This is a genomic window from Streptomyces gilvosporeus, assembly GCF_002082195.1.
In the GTDB taxonomy this organism is placed as follows: Bacteria; Actinomycetota; Actinomycetes; order Streptomycetales; family Streptomycetaceae; genus Streptomyces; species Streptomyces gilvosporeus.
Genome location: NZ_CP020569.1, coordinates 7,675,234 through 7,692,869 on the forward strand (window position 1 = coordinate 7,675,234; position 17,636 = coordinate 7,692,869).

At 71.7% G+C, this 17,636-nt stretch carries 13 protein-coding genes; 5 read left to right on the plus strand and 8 right to left on the minus strand.

Annotated elements, in window-relative coordinates:
• Positions 1–265 precede the first annotated feature (265 nt).
• Positions 266–1,288 (minus strand): GlxA family transcriptional regulator, encoded by a 1,023-nt coding sequence (locus tag B1H19_RS33930; protein WP_083108718.1) that lies wholly within the window; start codon positions 1,286–1,288, stop codon positions 266–268.
• Between the two features lie 127 nt (positions 1,289–1,415).
• On the opposite strand from B1H19_RS33930, the gene B1H19_RS33935 reads away from it, so the two are divergent.
• From B1H19_RS33935 to B1H19_RS33960, 5 genes are all read left to right on the plus strand, one after another.
• Complete coding sequence (locus B1H19_RS33935) at positions 1,416–2,006, plus strand: cysteine hydrolase family protein (RefSeq protein ID WP_083108719.1); 591 nt, start codon at positions 1,416–1,418, stop codon at positions 2,004–2,006.
• Between the two features lie 427 nt (positions 2,007–2,433).
• Complete coding sequence (locus tag B1H19_RS33945) at positions 2,434–4,368, plus strand: ABC transporter ATP-binding protein (protein ID WP_083108721.1); 1,935 nt, start codon at positions 2,434–2,436, stop codon at positions 4,366–4,368.
• Complete coding sequence (locus tag B1H19_RS33950) at positions 4,365–5,315, plus strand: serine/threonine-protein kinase (protein ID WP_083108722.1); 951 nt, start codon at positions 4,365–4,367, stop codon at positions 5,313–5,315. The genes B1H19_RS33945 and B1H19_RS33950 overlap by 4 nt, the downstream gene beginning before the upstream one ends.
• Before the next feature lie 105 nt (positions 5,316–5,420).
• Positions 5,421–8,375 (plus strand): AfsR/SARP family transcriptional regulator, encoded by a 2,955-nt coding sequence (locus B1H19_RS33955; protein ID WP_237289663.1) that lies wholly within the window; start codon positions 5,421–5,423, stop codon positions 8,373–8,375.
• A gap of 156 nt (positions 8,376–8,531) precedes the next feature.
• Positions 8,532–8,948 carry a pyridoxal-dependent decarboxylase gene (locus tag B1H19_RS33960; protein ID WP_083108724.1) on the plus strand — a complete coding sequence of 139 codons (417 nt, stop codon included), beginning with the start codon at positions 8,532–8,534 and terminating at the stop codon, positions 8,946–8,948.
• A gap of 222 nt (positions 8,949–9,170) precedes the next feature.
• Here B1H19_RS33960 and B1H19_RS39365 read toward each other — a convergent pair whose 3' ends face one another.
• From B1H19_RS39365 to B1H19_RS33990, 7 genes are all read right to left on the minus strand, one after another.
• Positions 9,171–9,347: a cold-shock protein gene (locus B1H19_RS39365; RefSeq protein WP_203237282.1), complete on the minus strand. Its 177-nt coding sequence runs from the start codon at positions 9,345–9,347 to the stop codon at positions 9,171–9,173.
• A gap of 176 nt (positions 9,348–9,523) precedes the next feature.
• The gene (locus tag B1H19_RS33965) at positions 9,524–11,494 is read right to left on the minus strand and encodes an APC family permease (protein ID WP_083108725.1); all 1,971 of its coding nucleotides are present in this window, start codon (positions 11,492–11,494) and stop codon (positions 9,524–9,526) included.
• A 141-nt stretch (positions 11,495–11,635) separates the two neighbouring features.
• Positions 11,636–12,325 (minus strand): response regulator, encoded by a 690-nt coding sequence (locus B1H19_RS33970; protein WP_083108726.1) that lies wholly within the window; start codon positions 12,323–12,325, stop codon positions 11,636–11,638.
• The gene (locus B1H19_RS33975; RefSeq protein ID WP_083110036.1) at positions 12,322–13,638 is read right to left on the minus strand and encodes a sensor histidine kinase; all 1,317 of its coding nucleotides are present in this window, start codon (positions 13,636–13,638) and stop codon (positions 12,322–12,324) included. The genes B1H19_RS33970 and B1H19_RS33975 overlap by 4 nt, the downstream gene beginning before the upstream one ends.
• Positions 13,639–13,660: 22 nt before the next feature.
• Complete coding sequence (locus tag B1H19_RS33980; protein ID WP_083108727.1) at positions 13,661–14,884, minus strand: acyltransferase family protein; 1,224 nt, start codon at positions 14,882–14,884, stop codon at positions 13,661–13,663.
• On the minus strand, positions 14,877–15,860 hold the full coding sequence (locus B1H19_RS33985) for an alpha/beta hydrolase (RefSeq protein WP_083108728.1): 984 nt from the start codon (positions 15,858–15,860) through the stop codon (positions 14,877–14,879). The genes B1H19_RS33980 and B1H19_RS33985 overlap by 8 nt, the downstream gene beginning before the upstream one ends.
• 187 nt (positions 15,861–16,047) lie before the next feature.
• On the minus strand, positions 16,048–17,634 hold the full coding sequence (locus tag B1H19_RS33990; protein WP_083110037.1) for a GMC family oxidoreductase: 1,587 nt from the start codon (positions 17,632–17,634) through the stop codon (positions 16,048–16,050).
• Positions 17,635–17,636: the final 2 nt, after the last annotated feature.

A 17,636-nucleotide genomic window follows, 5' to 3' on the forward strand; every position in this document is an offset into this window, starting at 1 on the left:
GGCATGCAGAAGGAACCGGCGCCGCGGGGTGTGCGGCGCCAGTTCTCGGGGGTGTGGTCAGTAACGGAAGCCTCGGGGAAGCCCGGTCGGGGCCCCTCCCGAACGTCATTCCGTTCTGGGGCGCTTCGGTCGCTGATGATATGTCATGAGCGATGTTCCCGACGAAACCGGGCAGTATCGGAAACACCCCCTTAGCAACCGACATTCCGCCAGATGCCCAGGCCATCCCCCGGGTTGTCCTCCTTTACGGAAACTTGACAGTGGCCTACCTCACCAACGCCGGGGGCGGCGCCGCACCGCCACCGGACGACCGGAACCGGTTCCGGTACTCCGTCGGCGTCGTGTCGAGCGTCCGGCGGAAGGCGCGGATCAGGGTGTCGATGGTGTGGAAGCCGCAGGCGGACGCGATGCGCTCGAGGGCGTCATCCGTGGACTCCAGCCGGTTGCGCGCCACTTCGACGCGGGCCGAGGTGACGTACGCGGCCGGGGTCATACCGAGTTCGGTGGTGAAGATCCGGGTGAGCTGTCGTTCGCTGACGTGGGCCTGCCGGGCGAGGTCAGTGACGGTGAGGGGCTCGGCGAGGTGCCGTGAGATGTAGTGGCGGAGATCGTCCATGCGCCGCGTCGTCGAGACGGGCTCCAGCGGGACGCTGAACTGGCTTTGCCCACTGGGTCGTTTCACATACATCACCAGCTGCCGGGCGACGCGCAGCGCGGCGGCCTCGCCGAAGTCGTCGGCGACGAGGGCGAGCGACAGGTCGAGGCAGGCGCTGATGCCCGCGCCGGTCCACACCGCGCCGTCCCGGATGAAGATCGGGTCGGCGTCGACCTCGACCGCCGGATGCTCGGCGGCGAGTTGCTGCGCGGTCGACCAGTGGGTCGTGGCCCGCTTGCCGTCCAGCAGTCCGGCCGCCGCGAGCAGATGCGCTCCCACGCAGACCGACGCGACGCGCCGTGCACGTTCGGCGAGTGTTTTCACCCAGCCGACCACCGCGGGATCGGTGCGGGCCCGCACCCGGCGTTGGTCGTCGACATCGACCGAGCCGGGAACCAGCAGGGTGTCGATGCTGCTGCCCGCCACCTCCCGGAAGGTGACGTCGGGCAGGACGCGGACCCCGGCGGCCGTGGTGACGGGGTCCATGGTTTCCGCGGCCAGTACGACGTCATAGCCCGTCGCGTCGTCCAACTCCCGTTGCAGCAGGGCGAACACCTCCGAGGGGCCGGTGACGTCCAGCAGATCGACGCCGTCGAAGAGGAGGACGACGATGAACCGTTTGATGCCGCTCAAGGGGACTCCGGATGTCCGTATCTGCAAGTGACATGACATTGCCGCCATGTACGGGCGGATCGTAGCGTCGAACACGCCATCGCACGGTGGCCGGACCTCCCCATCCACAGCCCGAGAAGGTGCCTCCATGCCCACGACGACCCTGCGCGACATCAACGGCCTCGACGCGACTCCGGCCTCCCTGGCCGGAGCGACGCTGATCCTGGTCGACTACCAGAACACCTACACCCGCGGCGTGATGGAACTGACCGGATGGCAGCCCGCCCTCGACTCCGCCGCCGACCTCCTGGCGCGGGCCCGGAACGCCGGTGCGAAGGTCGTCCACGTCCTCCACGACGGTGGCGAGGGAACCCCGTACGACATCCGGGCCGACATCGGCCGCATCCACCCCCGGGTGGCGCCCGTCGACGGCGAAACCGTCGTCGTCAAAACCGCTCCCGATGCGTTCGTCGGCACCGATCTCGGCGACCATGTCGACGCCGCCGGCAACAAGGACGTCATCATCGTCGGATTCATGTCGCATATGTGCGTGGCCTTCACCGCCGCCGGTGCGTTTCTGCGCGGCAACCGGCCCACCGTCGTCGCCGACGCCTGCGCGACCCGGCCGCTGAACACGGCGGTTTCCGAGGTGACCGCCGAACAGCTCCACCACGGCGCCCTCGCCACGATCGCCGACCTTTACGGAATCGTCGTCCCGTCCGGTTCCTCCGTGCGCTGAGCGTCGGCCGAAGAAACGATGCGCGCCCTTTCTCCGTGGCGCAGAGTATCCGCCGACCGACGGAAAGCATTCGTATGGGCCGGCAGGCGAGAATCAATCCCTTTTCAACTTTCTTCCGTATACGTGGTGAAGAGCGGGATTGAGGGGGACCACGAGGAAGGCAGAAGCATGGGAGTCCTCGACAACCTGGTTCCCGCGCTGGGTCGTGGCCGTCGTGATTTCACGTCGGAGGACTGGCGCAGGTTCGGGGATGAAGATTTCGACCATGGCGGCCGTCGGCGCCGTCGCAGGAGCCACGGCCACGGCCATGGGCACGAACACGGCCATGGCCACGGCCACGGTATGGGTCACGGAGGTGGGTACTGAGCGCTCGCCATGATGGGCCGCGGCCGGGCTCCTGCCCGGCCGCAGCAGTCGGTGAAGCCAGATGAGGGGTGCGCGGCCGCATTCTCCCTTCCGTGGTGTCGCCCAGGGCGACGGCGCGTGCAAGGAGAAGGCGCGCCGCGCCGCCGTGCGCCGTCTGAGGCGGGCGCTGCGGCTGCTGTTGACCGTCGCCGAGGACCCCGACGGCGCGGGCGCACTCGTCGAAGCCGCTCCGCCGGTGGCCCTGCGCGAGGTCTTCCGGCGCTTCTGGCCGTATACCCGGGGCGGCCGTCGCTGGCTGGTGGTGATCCTGGCCTTCGTCGTGCTGGATCCGGTCGTGGACGCCGCCGAGATCTGGCTGTTCAAAATCGTCATCGACGACATGCTGATCCCGCGCGATCTCCAACTCTTCGTGCCGATCGCCCTGGCCTACCTCGCGTTCACCTTCTTCTCCGGAGTGCTCGCCTTCGCCGACGAGGTGACCTCGACCTGGGTCAGCGAGCGGTTCCTGCTCGCCCTGCGGTCGGATCTCTTCCGCCACGTCGAAGGGCTCTCGCTCGGCTTCTTCGAGCGGCGGCGGCTCGGCGATGTGCTCTCCCGCGTGACCGGTGACGTCGACGCGGTCGAGACCTTCCTGCTCTCCGGGATCGTGAACGCCATCGCCCAGATCATGCGGCTGGCCGTCTTCCTCGCCGTGCTGTTCTACCTGCGGTGGGACCTGACGCTCCTTGCCCTCGTCATCGCCCCGATGTTCTGGTGCACCGCCCGCCGCTTCTCCCGGCGGGTCAAGGCCGCATCCCGGGAGCGGCGCCGCCGCAGCGGCTCCATCAGCGCCATCACCGAAGAGGCACTGGGCAATATCGCCCTCGTCCAGGCATACAACCGGCAGCGGTGGGAGCACGGCAGGTTCGAGCGCGAGAACCTCGGCCGGTTCCGGGCCGCCATGGCCTCCGCACGGATCGCCGCCGTCTACGGCACCGTCGTCGACCTCATCGAGCTGGTCGGTGCGCTGCTCGTGATGGGCCTGGGCACCTGGGAACTGGCCCACGGCCACCTCACCCTCGGCGGCCTGATCGTCTTCCTCACCCTGCTCACCAGGCTCTACAGCCCCATCCGCGGCCTGTCCGGCCTCACCAACATCTTCTACTCGGCATCCGCCGCCGCGGAACGGATCATCGAACTGCTCGACCAGCGGCCCCAAGTCGCCCAGGCCGCGGCCCCGCTGGAACTCGGCCGCGCCCGCGGCGAGATCGCCTTCGACGACATCACCTTCCGCTACCCGGGGACCACCCGGCCCGCCCTCCATGAGGTCTCGTTCCGCGTGGCGCCCGGCGAGACGTTGGCACTCGTCGGGGCGAGCGGCGCCGGAAAGTCGACCGCCGCCAAACTGCTGCTGCGCTTCTACGACCCGGATCGCGGAACCCTCCGCCTCGACGGGCACGACCTGCGCGATCTGCGCCTGGACGATCTGCGGGACAACGTCGCCATGCTGCTCCAGGAAACCCTGGTCTTCCACGGCACCGTGCGCGACAACATCGCCTACGGCCGCCCCGACGCGAGCGACGAGGAGATCGTCGCAGCGGCCCACGCCGCCGACGCCCACACCTTCATCAGCCAACTCCCGGAAGGCTACGACACCGTGGTGGGCCAGCGCGGCCGGCTCCTCTCCGGCGGACAGCGCCAGCGCCTCGCCATCGCCCGCGCCATGATCCGCGACGCGCCCGTCCTCCTCCTGGACGAGCCGACCACCGGCCTCGACGCGGAATCCGGCCGGCACATCCTGCAACCGCTGCGCCTGCTGATGAGCGGACGCAGCACGATCCTCATCTCCCACAACCTGCTCACCGTCCGCGACGCCACCCAGATCGTCTTCCTCGCCCACGGCCGCATCGCCGACCACGGCACCCACGACCAACTGCTCGCCCGCAGCGCCGCCTACGCCCGGCTCTACCGGCTGCACGGGCCGGACGACACCGCGAAGGTCGAGGCGCTGTCATGAGCCGTACGACACGCCCCGCGCCACCGCCGCTGACCGCCGGAACGACGGTGGCCGCGCGCTACGAGGTCCTTGCGCACCTGTGCCGCACCGGCTGGCTGGATCTGTACGACGCCTGGAGCCGGGAGCGGGAGTGCCGGTGCGTGGTCAAGGTGCTGCGCCCGGACCGGCGCGACGACCTCCGGCTGCGCGAGCAGCTGCTGCAAGAGGGCCGCTGGCTCGCGGCCTTCACCCATCCGCACCTGGTCCGCGCCTACGAGACCGGCGAGACCCCGCAACCCTTCGTCGTCCTGGAAACGCTCACCGGAGAGACCCTCGCGCACCTCATCGACCGCCGCCGGCGCCGTCTGGCCGCGGCCGACCTCGCGCTCCTCGGCCTCCACCTCTGCTCGGCGGTCCACTACCTGCACGGCAAGGACCTGCTGCACCTGGACCTCAAGCCGTCCAACATCGTGATCGGCTGCCGACGCGCCAAGGTGCTCGACCTGAGCATCGCCCGTCCGCCGGGTCCGGCCCCACCCGGCATCGGTACCCTGTGCTACCTCGCCCCCGAGCAGGCCCGCGGCGGGATCCTCACCCCCGCGGCGGACGTCTGGGGCATCGGCATCACGCTGTACGAGGCCGCCACCGGTGACGTCCCGTTCGACGTGGATGACGACATCGCCGACGACATCGACGACGGTGACACGTATGACGACAGCTACGGCGCGAGCTGCGGCTCGGGCCATGAGGAGAGCGACGCCGCCCAGGACGCCCGGAACCGCCGATACCCCCAGCTCGCCGAGCGCGCCCCGTCCGTCACCACCCGTCGGCGCCTCCCGTCTCCCCTCACCGCGGCGATCGACAGCTGCCTCGCCCCCGACCCGGGTGACCGGCCCACACCGGCCCAACTCGCCGCGGCGCTCGACGGGTTGCTGCCGCGGGGCCGACGCGAGGTGTCAGGGGAGTGAGCGCCGGACATGGGGTCGTCTTGTCAATCATCGCGGGAGACGCTGAAATGCCGATGGCATTTCGATGATACGGGGGACGGGAACATGGTCGACGGGGGTTCTGCGGTGAGCGGGGGAGCGCGTCGGCGGCTGCGGATCGCGGTGCTGGGGCCGGTGCGCGCCTGGCGTGACGGGGCGCCGCTGGACCTGGGGCCGGTACGGCGGCAGGCGGTCCTCGTCGCGCTGCTGCTGCGTGCGGGGACGCAGACCGGTCCCGAGCAGCTGCTCGACGGCGTATGGGGGGCGAACCCGCCGGGGTCCGGCCGCCGGGTGCTGCCCAGCTACATCTACCAGCTGCGCAAGGCGCTCGACGCGGAAGGCGCGGGACCTGCGGAGTCGGTGATCCGCAGCGACCGGGGCGGTTACCGCTTCGCCGACGACGCGGCGCAGCTCGACGTGGCCGAGCTGGCCGAACTGGGCGGTGCGGCGCAGCGCGCGAAGGAGGCCGGCGACCTGGCCGCCGCGATGGACCGCTGTTCCGAGGCGCTCGCGCTGTTCCGGGGCGAGCCCCTGGCCGGAGTGCCGGGCTCGTTCGCGCAGGGCGAGCGAGGCCGGCTGACGCAGCGGCGGCGCATGCTTCAGCACGACCGGCTCGACTGCCTGGTCCTGCTCGGCCGCTCCGCCGAGGCCCTGGACGACCTCGCCGCCGTCGTCGCCGCCGATCCGTACGACGAGTCGCTGATGGCGCTGCGGATGCGCGCCCTGTACGGCAGCGGACACCAGGCGGAGGCGCTCAACGCCTACCAGGAGATGCGGGAGCGGCTGCGCGATGAGCTCGGGGTGGATCCCGGTGCGGAACTGCGCCGGGTGCACCAGGCGGTGCTGCGCCGCGATGACCAGCGGCTGCTCGGCCCGGCGGCGCGCCCCGCCGCTCCCGCCGCCGCTTCCCCCGCTGCTCCCCCCGCCCGGCCCCGCCGCCCGGTCAACGAACTGCCCGGCGACACCGGCCACCTCGCCGGACGGGAGCGCGAACTGGCCCTGCTGACCGCGCCGTTGGCCGATGCCGCCGTTTCGGTCGTGGCCGTCGACGGTCCGGCCGGGGTCGGCAAGTCCGCGCTCGCCGTCCGCGCGGCCTGGCGGCTGCGCGACCGGTACCCGGACGGCTGCCTGTTCGCGGACCTGCGCGCGCACAGCACGGAGCAGCGCGGGATCGCACCGCAGCGCATCCTGCGGCGGCTGCTGCGCTCGGTCGGCGCGGCCGAGAGCGAGGTGCCCGACGACCTCGACGAACTGGTCGCGGCCTGGCGGGCGGCGAGCAGTCCGCTGCGGCTGCTTGTCGTCCTGGACGACGTGCTGAGCGCACAGCAGGTCCGGCCGCTGCTCCCCGCCGGTCCGGGCAGCGCGGTGATCGTGGCCGGCCGGCGGCGGCTGGCCGGACTGGACGCCGACCGCCGCGTCAGCCTGGAGCCGCTGGCGGCCGGCGATGCGGTGTCCCTGCTCCGGCACGTCCTGGGGGAGGAGCGCGCGGACCGGGAGCCGGAGGCGACGCAGGAGCTGGTCCGGCTGTGCGACGGGCTGCCGCTGGCCCTGCGGATCGCCGGGGCACGGTTGCAGAACCGCCCCGCCTGGACGCTGGCGTACCTGGTGGAGCGGATGGCTGGCGATGAGCGCCGCCTCGGCGAGCTGAGCGCCGGCGACCGCAGCGTGGAGGCCGCCTTCCGGCTGTCGTACGAGCAGCTGGCGCCGATGCAGCAGCGTGGATTCCGGGCCCTCGGCCTCTCGCCCACGGTGGAGTTCGACCCGCTGACCCCCGCGGCCGTCCTGGAGTGCCCGCCCCTCGACGCCGAGTGGATCCTGGAAAGCCTGGTCGACGCCAGCCTGCTGCAACAGCCCCGACCGGGCCGCTACCGCCTGCACGACCTGGTCCGGGTGCATGCGCGACGGCTCGCGGACGCCGCACCCGGCGAGGCCGGCGCGGCCCGCACGGCCGTCCTCCGCCTCTACCTGGACGCCGCCCGGATCGCCAGCGACTGGGGCCCGGACGCCTTCCTCACCGGGCCGCGGCCCGCCGCGGCGCCGTTCCCGGACTGGAAGGACGCGGACGGCTGGCTGGACGCGGCCGGCGGTGAGCTCGTCGACGTCGTCGCCCATGCCGCGGCGCTCGGCGAGGCCGACTACGCCTGCTGGATCGCCGAGGCCCTGAGCGACTACTTCGCACGCCGCGGCCGCTACCACGAATGCCGGACGGCCCTGGAGATCGCGCTGGCGCACGCCGAAGAGGCCGGCGACCGGCGGATGCCCTCCGCGCTGCGCACCTGTATGGGCGTCAACGACCTCTACCAGGGCCGCCACCAGGAGGGGCACGCCTGGTTCACCGAGGCGCTGGACCTCGCCCGCCACCGGGCGGACCGCGGCGAGGAGGCCAGGGCCCTGGCCGGACTGGGCGCCGCCGACCTGTACGCGGGCCGGGTCGAGCAGGCGATGACCCGGATCGCCGACGCCGTGGAGCAGGCCCAGCGGTCGGACGACAGCTGGCTCGTCGCGATGGGACTGTGCCTCCTCGGCTCCGTCCACCAAGGCAACGGGCGCAACGAGGAGGCGCTGGCGTGCTTCGCCACCTCCGTCACCCGCGCCGAGAAGATCGGCCGGCCCCGCATGATCAGCAGGTCCCTGGCCTGCGCCGCCGACCTCCACCACGGTCTCGGCCAGTACGGTGAGGCCAGGAGCTTCTATCGTCAGGCGGCCGATCTGGCGGAGCGGGCCGGGGACGTCCTCCTGCACGCTGTCCTGCTGACCCGGCTGGGCAGCGCGGAGCTCGGCGAGGGAAACCTGAGCGCCGCAGCGGACCTCCACCACCAGGCGCTCTCCCAGCACCGCACGCTGTCCCCCCTCACCGAACCCCATTTCGCCCGGCTGGAGATGGACATCCGCTACCGGCTGGGCCGCACCTACTCCGCGGCGGGCCGGATCGCCGAAGCCCGCGAACAGTTCCACACCGCACTCGCCGTACCGGGAGCCGGAGAACACCCCATGGAGCGCTCCCAGGCGCTCGCGGGACTCGAGGAGTGCGGCGCCGACTGACGCTGCGTCAGCAATCCCGGCACCGCCCCGCCGCCCCCGTCACCCCGTCGCCACTGCCAGATCGCGCCCCGCCTGGGCGAGGGCGACGATGGCCGCGTCCAGGAGGCGCAGCCGGCTTCCCTTCAGGAGCTGGGGTACGAGCGGTTCCACCGCGACATGCTGGACCAGCGGATCGGCCTTCCCACGGTGCTCGCCCCGTCGACGATGCACTATTCGTGGCCGAAGGCGGCGTCCCTGCTCGGCCTCGGGCAGGACAACCTGCTGACCGTCGAGGTGGACCTCGAAGCCCGGGCGAAACTCGGCCACCGCAAGGAGATCCTCCAGCGCTGCAAGAAGGAGATGCGGCCGGTCATCCTGGACGTCGCGGTGCTCGGCAGCACCGAACTGAGCTCCGTCGACCCCCTAGCGTCCATGCTGGCGCTGCGCGACCGGTTCGCGCGGGACAACTTCTTCTACCCGGTGCATGTGGACGCCGCCTGGGGCGGCGTACTTCGCGGCGATGCGCCGGTCGACGGAGAGCGCCGCCGAAACCGAGGGGTTCGCCAGGGCGTCCATCACCCCCCGACCTCATGATGAGCCCGTACGTCAACCGCCAGTACGACGTCCTCCCGCAGGCCGACTCCATCGCCGAGAAGTTCCCGTCCGACTCGGCCTGATCCCCAACGGGCCGTGGCGGCAAGGGCGTTTGCAGCTGCATAACGGACGCGATCCGTTCGGCCCGGTGCGGCTCCCGCGTCCACACGGCAGACGGCCCCGGGCATCCCGCCCGGGGCCGTCGCGCCCACCACGGCTGCTCTAGCGAGCAACGATCACATTGGTGGCCTTCGCTCCGCGGACGTCGAAGAGGACACGCTGGCCGACGTTCGTGGTCTGCGTTTCCATCCCTGAGAAGGGAAGCGTTTCTCCCTGCTCGTCTGCGATGATCCCCACGCCGTCGCTCTTGTTGAACAGGACGATGGTTCCCTGTGGCATCGCTTCCTCCGTGGCCGGGTCGCTCCCCCGCGGCGGGCCTGTCCCGCCGACTGCGCTGTGTAGGAACCTTATGACGGACGGTGCACCTGTGGGGAAGGGTTGTGCGACAGGTCGGCCAGAAACTGACCAGAAGTCAACCCTGTGCGGTGGCAAATCCGTCCGGTGGGTCGGGACCCTCATCCCACGTGGACGCGGGGCCGGCGTTCCCGGTCGGGCTCCGCCTCGCGCAGGACCTCGCGGGTGACGGGGGCGACTTCGCCCTGGCCGAAGAGGAAGAAGCGCAGGAACTGGGCGAAGGGGTTGCCCTCGGTCCACTCGAAGTAGATGTGCGGCCGCTGCCCGGTGGTGTCCCGTACGTGCAGGAGCAGCGCGGCCAGTGCGTTGGAGATGGTGGAGCTGTCGAGGCAGAGCACCCGGTAGCGGCCGTGCAGGACCTCGCCGCGGACCCGCAGCTCGCTCTCGAACTCCGACGGGTCGCCGACCGTGACCTCGACGAAGACGCAGTCGTCCGCCGACGAGAGGTCGTTGTCGCTGCGGATCTGCTGGAGCTTGTCGCGGTATTCGGCCACATCCCGCTGGTCGGGTTCGTTGGCGATGAAGCGGATCGTGCGCTGCGCGGTGTCGCGGATGAACCGCTGCGCCATATCGTCCAGGATCACGCTGGTCACCCGCAGCTCGAAGGCGCGGGCCAGGCGGGAGAGGAACGAGAGCAGGATGATGCCGGCGATGAAGCAGGCGCCGATCTTGACGCCGTCGGGCCGCTCGATGACGTTGGCGACGGTGGTGTAGAGGAACACCGCGGAGATCGCGGCGAAGCCGATCGTCCAGCCGCGCTGGCGGGCGCGGTGGGCGGCGATGGTCACGGCGATGGCGGCGGAGCTGATCAGGACGAGCACGCCGGTGGCGTAGGCGCCGCCCTGGGCGTCGACATCGGCGTTGAAGATCCAGGTCACCAGGAACGCGACGAGGGTGAAGACCAGCACCATCGGGCGGACCGCCCGCGCCCAGTGCGGGGCCATGCCGTACCGCGGCAGATACTGCGGCATCAGATTGAGCAGTCCGGCCATCGCCGAGGCACCGGCGAACCAGAGGATCGCGATGGTGGAGATGTCGTAGACGGTGCCGAAGGCGTTGCCCAGGTACTCGTGCGCGAGGAAGGCCAGTGCGCGGCCGTTGGCCTGGCCGCCCGGCTTGAATGCGTCGGCCGGGATCAGCAGGGTCGTCACGAAGCTGGTGATGATCAGGAAGACGCTCATGATGACGGCGGCCGTGGTGAGCAGCTTCCGCGCTCCCCGGATCCGCCCCGCCGGACGCTCCTCGGTGTCGTCGGACCCGCCCTCGATGTGCGGCATCACCGCCACCCCGGTCTCGAAGCCGGACAGCCCCAGCGCCAGCTTGGGGAAGACCAGCAGCGCCACCCCCACCATCGCCAGGGCATTGCCGTGCTCGGTGGTCAGCGCCCGGGTCCAGTCGGGGACGACATGCGGTGCCTCGAGCACATGCCACAGTCCGACGACGACCACCACGGCATTGAGCCCGAGGTAGAGGGCCACCAGCACGATCGCCACACCGATGGCCTCCAGGAAGCCCTTCATGAAGACCGCGCCTAGCAGGGCGACCAGGATCAGGGTGATGACCACCTGCTGGTTGTGCAGAACATCCGTCAGATGCGGGTTCTCCACGAGGTGGGTGGCGGCATCGGCCTCCGACAGGGTGATGGTGATCAGGAAGTCGGTGGCGGCGAAGCCGAGCAGGGTCAGGACGAACAGCTTGCCCTTCCAGAACGACAGCAGCCGCTCCAGCATCGCGATCGAACCCTGCCCGTGCGGGCTCTCCTGCGCCACCCGCCGGTAGACCGGCAGCGCACCGGCCAGCGTCACGATGACCAGGACGATGGTCGCGACGGGGGACAGCAGACCGGCGGCGAGCGCGGCGATACCCGGCTGGTACCCGAGCGTGGAGAAGTAGTCCACACCGGTCAGGCACATCACCCGCCACCACCGCTGCCCCTTGTGGGCGCTCTGCGGTCCGGCGTGCGGACCGGGGTGGTGCTTGGCCATATCGGTCAGGCCCTCCAGCAGCCACGCGCGCAGGCGGGATCGCGCGGTGGCCCCGGAAGACGAGTCGGCAGGGGCGGAGGCGGCCATCGTGGGCTCCTGTCGTACCGCGAATGGATCCAGCCATCGACGCGACGGCGACGTCAGGGTATGCATCCGCGGCGCCTACACCGCCGTGTTCGTCGGTCCGCGCGTCCTCGTGTCCCTGAACGTGGGTCGGACGGCGGGGGCTCAGTACCCCACCGGCCGTACCACTCCCGTCTCATAGGCGAACACCGCCGCCTGGGTGCGGTCGCGCAGCCCCAGTTTCACCAGGATGCGGCTGACATGGGTTTTCACGGTCTGTTCGGCGACGACCAGACAGGCGGCGATTTCGGCGTTGGACAGCCCCTGGGCCACCAGGGACAGGACCTCGGTCTCGCGTTCCGTGAGGTGCTCGACGCGGGACTTCCGGGGTGCCCGGGGCGCGCCGGTCAGCCGGGCGAACTCGGTGATCAGGCGCCTGGTGACGGCGGGGGCGAGCAGGGCGTCGCCGGATGCCACCACCCTTACCGCATGGGCGAGTTCGGCGGCGGAGGCGTCCTTGAGGAGGAAGCCGGACGCGCCCGCGCGCAGCGCCTCGTAGACGTATTCGTCGAGGTCGAAGGTGGTCAGGACGAGCACCCTGACGGTGGCGCCGGGGGGTTCGGTCAGACGGCGGGTGGCCTCGATGCCGCCGAGGCCGGGCATCCGGATGTCCATCAGGACGACGTCGGGGCGCAGCGCGTCGGCCTGGGCGAGGGCGTCGTTGCCGTCGACGGCCTGACCGATCACGTCGATATCGGGTTCGGCGTTGAGCAGCACCGTGAAGCCCTGACGGACCATCATCTGGTCGTCGGCGATCAGGACGCGGATGGGCGGGTGGGTCGGGGTGGGTGTCATAGGGGGACTTCTGCCGCAGGAGGGGTGGTCGGGAGGACAGCGGTCACCTCGTAGCCGCCGTCGGGGCTGGGACCGGTGGCCAGGTCGCCGCCCAGCATGGCGGTGCGTTCGCGCATGCCGAGGAGGCCGTGGCCGGTGCCGGGGGAGGGTGGGACGGGGCGATCGGGGGCGGTGTTGGCGATGCGGACGGTGAGGCTGGTGGGGTGGTGGCCGATATCCACCCGTACCCGGGCGCCCGGGGCGTGGCGCATGGCGTTGCTGAGGGCCTCCTGGACGATCCGGAACGCCGAGAGTTCCAGGCCCGGGGGGAGCTGCCGAGGATCCCCGGTGGCGTGCGCGGTCACGGTCAGACCGGCCGCGCGGACATTGGCGATCAGGTCGTCGAGGTGGTCCAGAGTGGGCTGCGGGGCATGCCGGGCGCTCGCCGGGAGCGGGTCCTCGGCGCGCAGCACGCCGAGCACCCGGCGGAGTTCGGTGAGGGCATCCACCGCGTTCTGGCGGATGCCGGTGAGGTTGTCCTTCAGCTCGTCCGAGGGGTTGTCGGCCAGATGCGGGGCGACCTGGGCCTGGATGGAGATGACGGACATGTGGTGGGCGACGACATCGTGCAGCTCGCGGGCGATGCGCTGGCGTTCCTCCAGGAGGGTGCGCCGGGCCCGTTCCTCGGCGGTGAGTTCCTCCTGCGCGACCAGTTCCGTACGGGCCACCTGGCGGCCGCGCAGCAAGGTGCCGACGAGGACGGAGACGGCGAGGACGGTGATGGGGACGACGGGATTGTCGAGATGGCCGGCGGTGACGAGGCCGCAGGCCGGGCCCGCCAGCACAGTGAGCGCGAGCGTTTCGGCCGCGATCCGGGGGCGGACCCGCAGCGCCAGAAGGAACAGCACCCCGGCCTGAAGGGTGAGTTGGGGGCCGGCCCAGGGCTGGGCATCGGTGAGGGCGAACGGGGGGAAGGGCCGGGGCGTCGCGGACACCGCCGCCACGACCGTGGCCGCGGCCATGCTGACCGTCGATGCCCACCAGGCCAGTACGGGGCGGAACAGCACGACGACGAGCGCCGCCGAACTCACCGAGGCGAGCAGAAAGGCGAGCGGCATGCCCAGGCCGTAGTCGGATAGGTAACGGTTCGTCAGGCCGGCGAGCAGCACCAGCGCGCACACCGCCAAGGGCACCACGATCGCCGGCCGCCAGTCCAGCCAGCGTGGCCGCTGGGCGGTGCCGGGCAGCGGATCGTCCAGCGCCGTCGTCCACAGGTCCGCCCGCAGCGCCCGCAGCGCCGCCACCACCCGCCCCGCCCGCTCCCCCCGTTTCATGGGCGCCACTCTAAGGCGCGGATCACGACGCACGGCCCGCCACCTCCCTATGAGCGGGACGCCCTTGGCGCACGACCCGGCTGCTCCCGCGCCGCCGCCGTTCCTCGTACGTGTGGAACGCCGCCCAGCAGATCAGCAGCGCCGCGGCGAACACCGGCAGCCAGGCCAGCCGGGCGAGGATCCAGCCCGGGCCGTCGGGGACGGTGTGCAGGCCGAGCAGCGGGCCGCCGGTCAGCAGGCCGACGGCCGTCACCGCCATCATCGCGGTCTGGTGCCACAGGAAGACCGTCATGGCGGACAGGTTCAGCAGCGCCACCGCCGCCCAGGCGGCCGGGCGTCGCAGGAATCGGCGCAGCGGGCCGAGGAGCAGCAGCGCCGCGCCGCACTGGGCGAGGCCGAAGGTGACGGCGGCCAGGGTGGGCGGATTGAGGTTGGAGACCGGGGCGCCGGGGACGCCGACCATGGAGGCGGGGTAGCCGGCGAACAGGACCAGGAGTGCGGTGGCGGCCGCGCCCCCGAGCAGCAGCATCCAGCCGGTGCTGCGCCGCCGCAGACCGCCCCGCGCCCAGGCCGCACCCAGGCAGTACGGAACCAGCCAGCCCGCCGCCACATTGATCCAGCCGAGCCAGGCCGGTCCGCCCAGGCCGAAGCGGACCAGGTCGACGAGCAGGACGACGGCGAGCGGCCCCACGGGGTGCAGCCTGGCGGCCAGCGGCGTCGCCGCCGTCAGAGCGGCGAACACCAGGAGGAACCAGAGGGGGGACAGCACCAGTTTGAGGAGGGTGTGGAGGGTTTCGAAGCCCACCCCGGAGCCGAGCATCACGGCCGCCGCCACGGTCCACACCGCCACAACGGCGGCGACCGGCCCGAACAGCCGGGCCAGCCGGACGCCGAGCCACCGTCGGTACGTCGTCCCCTGCGCGCGGGCCGAGGCATACCCCGCCGCGCCGACCTGCCCGCCCACCAGGAAGAACACGGCCAAGGTCTGGAACACCCAGGAGACCGGGGTGAGTGGGGGCAGGTAGTGGAGCGGGCTGGCGACATGGACCGTGCCGCTGTCGGATATCAGGGCGGTCACCAGCCAGTGGCCGAGCACCACGCCGAGGATGGCGAGCGCGCGCAGGGCGTCGAGGGCCCGGTCGCGGCCGGGGGGAGTGGCGGATTCGATCCGGCGGACGAGCGCGCGCACGGCCCCGGGTGAGGGGGCCTCGGACACGGGGGTCCGAGGCGTGAGGGGCTCAGGCATGACGGCCTCCGGTGGGCGCGGCGCCGGAGGCGATCCGGGCGATGTTCGTCAAGGACACCGAACCGGGCATCAGATAGTGGCTGTGGTCGGTGGCGCCCGCGTCGAAAATCCGGGCGCCGAACTCCTCCGACATCGGGTCGGGGCCGAACCCCAGGGTGAGGCCGGGGAGTTGCAGCCGCCCGTGCGGTACGTCCGCGATCCAGTCATGGGCGCCGCGGCCCGCCCAGACGGTGGCGCGGGTGTGCAGCCCGCCGACCGTGCCGGTGCCGGTGCCGGGGCTCCCGTAGAGGACGATGTCCGCGGCGCGCAGGCCCGCGGCGGCCGCCCGGCCGCAGACGACGGAGCCGTAGGAGTGGCACACGAGGGTGAGACGGCCCGCCGTCGACGGTGCCGTGGATTCCAACTCCCGTAGAAATGACCGAAGTTGATGGGCCGCGACCTCGGCCCGGCCGGGCGTCAGTACCGTGGGGCTCACCGTGCTCGGTGTCCGGTAGCCGAGCCAGGCGACGACGGCGGACCGGGCGTCCCTCTTGTGCATCTCGTTGCCGAGGGCCAGGGCACCGGCCCGGAAGCGCCCGTAGGTATCGAGGTCGGTGTCCGAACCCGGCACCAGTACGGCGATCCGTTCGGCGTGCGCCAGATCGCCGAAGACCTCGGTGGTGCGACCCCCGTCCCGGCCGTCGAAGGAGAGGAAGCGGTGCGCCGGGCCGGCCAGCGTGCGCAGCGCGGCGGCCCGCCGCAGATCGCCGTGGTCGGCGGCCATCCGCGCGGCCGCCCGGATGCCGGCGCGGTTGGCGGCATAGCGCGCATCGAGGGCGGCGGGGGTGGCGTCCCGCAGCGGGGCGAGAGCGGCCGGTGCGGGTGCCGGGACGGCCCCGGGGCGGGCCGCACCCGACACCGGGACCGCCACCGAGGCGGTGACGAGCGCGGCGAGCAGAGTGCGGCGCAGTCGGCTGCTGCGCGGGCGGGACGCCATGGCGGAGGGTTCCTTCCGTCCGTACCGGATGTCATCTTCAGGTGCGGTACGGACGGTAGGGAGCCGGCACCCTGGTCGGCGTCACACCGGGGGGTGCACTGTGCGGGTAGCTCTGAAGTACTACGGGTAGGGGGTGACGGGGGGGCCGGTGGCTACGGGGCGGTGCGGGCAGGGGCGCCGCCCGGGTTCACCCGGACCGTCCCCGGATCAGGTCCGCGCACTTCTCGCCGATCATCATCGTCGTGATGCACGGGTTCACCGCCGTCAGGAACGGCATCGCCGAGCCGTCGCACACCCGCAGCCCGTCCACTCCCTTGACCCGCAGCTGAGGGTCCAGCGGGGCGTCCGGATCGTCGGCGGCGCCCATGCGGACCGTGCAGGCGGGGTGGTAGACGGTGTTGTGGGTGGTGCGGATGTACTCGAGGAGGTCGGCGTCGGAGCGGGCGGCCGGGCCGGGGGCCAGTTCGGTGCCGGCCCAGTCGGCCATCGGGGCCTGGGAGATGATCTCGCGGGCCAGGCGCAGACCGTGGGTCATCACCCGGACATCGTGCTCATGGGTGAAATAGCGCGGATCGACCTTGGGCTTGTCGCGGAAGTCGCGGGTGCGCAGCCGTACGGTCCCCGTGGAGCGGGCGCGGGTGACGTTCGGGGTGAGGCAGAAGGCGTTCTCCGAGGTGGGGTAGCCGCGCCGGTAGGTGTTCATGTCGAAGGGCACCGAACCGTAGTGGAACATCAGGTCGGGGCGGTCCAGACCGGGTTCGGTGGGGCTGAAGATGCCGATCTCCCACCACTGGGTGGAGGTGGTGACCATCGGCCGCTTGGCCTCCCACATGATCACGCCCTCCGGGTGGTCCTGGAGGTTCTGGCCGACACCGCGGGAGTCGACGAGCGGCTGGATGCCGGTGGCGCGCAGATGGTCGGCCGGGCCGATCCCGGAGAGCATCAGCAGCTTGGGGGAGTCGATGGCGCCGCAGGAGACGATGACCTCGCGTCGCGCGGCGACCGTCAGGGTGTGGACGAGGTCGGGGGAGAGGTAGTCGACCCCGGTGCAGCGCGGGGCGGAGCCGGTGGCGTCCGCGGTGTCGAAGCGCAGGCGTTTGGCCTGCACGCCGGTGCGTACCTCCAGGTTGCGGCGGGTGCCCATGACGGGGTGGAGGTAGGAGACCGAGGCGGAGGAACGGGTGCCGTCGGGGCGGCAGTTGATCTGGAACCAGTTCGCGCCGCGGACGACGGTCTGCCCGGTGTTGAACGGCGTGGTGGGGATGCCCGCCGCCGCACACGCCTCCAGGAGCGCGGCGCCGCACGGATCGTGGGGCGGGACGCTGCGCAGGGTCACCGGGCCGTTGCGGCCGTGGTGGCTGCCCGGTGCGTCGTTGGTCTCCAGCCGCTGGAAGAGCGGGAAGCACTCCGCCGCGGTCCAGCCCGAACAGCCCAGCGCGGCCCATTCGTCGAGGTCCTCGGCAGGTGCCCAGAAGGCGATACAGGAGTTGTGGGACGAGCAGCCGCCGAGCACCTTGGCGCGGGCGTGCCGCATGAAGCTGTTGCCGTTCTCCTGCGGCTCGACGGGATAGTCCCAGTCGTAGCCCGAGGCGAGCAGGCCCATCCACCGGTCGAGGCGCAGGATGTTCGGATCGTCGACGTCGGACGGCCCGGCCTCCAGTACGCAGACGCTGACCTGCGGATCCTCGCTCAGCCGGGCCGCCACGACCGCGCCGGCCGTACCGCCGCCGACCACGACGTAGTCGAACGCGTCTGCCGTCTCGGGTGCGTCCATCT

Bases quoted from the DNA above. Each gene is read 5' to 3' on its own strand.
- B1H19_RS33935 (WP_083108719.1), top strand. From the start codon at position 1,416: ATGCCCACGACGACCCTGCGCGACATCAACGGCCTCGACGCGACTCCG.
- B1H19_RS33945 (WP_083108721.1), top strand. From the start codon at position 2,434: ATGAGGGGTGCGCGGCCGCATTCTCCCTTCCGTGGTGTCGCCCAGGGC.
- B1H19_RS33950 (WP_083108722.1), top strand. From the start codon at position 4,365: ATGAGCCGTACGACACGCCCCGCGCCACCGCCGCTGACCGCCGGAACG.
- B1H19_RS33960 (WP_083108724.1), top strand. From the start codon at position 8,532: ATGCTGGACCAGCGGATCGGCCTTCCCACGGTGCTCGCCCCGTCGACG.
- B1H19_RS39365 (WP_203237282.1), bottom strand. From the start codon at position 9,347: ATGCCACAGGGAACCATCGTCCTGTTCAACAAGAGCGACGGCGTGGGG.
- B1H19_RS33965 (WP_083108725.1), bottom strand. From the start codon at position 11,494: ATGGCCGCCTCCGCCCCTGCCGACTCGTCTTCCGGGGCCACCGCGCGA.
- B1H19_RS33970 (WP_083108726.1), bottom strand. From the start codon at position 12,325: ATGACACCCACCCCGACCCACCCGCCCATCCGCGTCCTGATCGCCGAC.
- B1H19_RS33975 (WP_083110036.1), bottom strand. From the start codon at position 13,638: ATGAAACGGGGGGAGCGGGCGGGGCGGGTGGTGGCGGCGCTGCGGGCG.
- B1H19_RS33980 (WP_083108727.1), bottom strand. From the start codon at position 14,884: ATGCCTGAGCCCCTCACGCCTCGGACCCCCGTGTCCGAGGCCCCCTCA.
- B1H19_RS33985 (WP_083108728.1), bottom strand. From the start codon at position 15,860: ATGGCGTCCCGCCCGCGCAGCAGCCGACTGCGCCGCACTCTGCTCGCC.
- B1H19_RS33990 (WP_083110037.1), bottom strand. From the start codon at position 17,634: ATGGACGCACCCGAGACGGCAGACGCGTTCGACTACGTCGTGGTCGGC.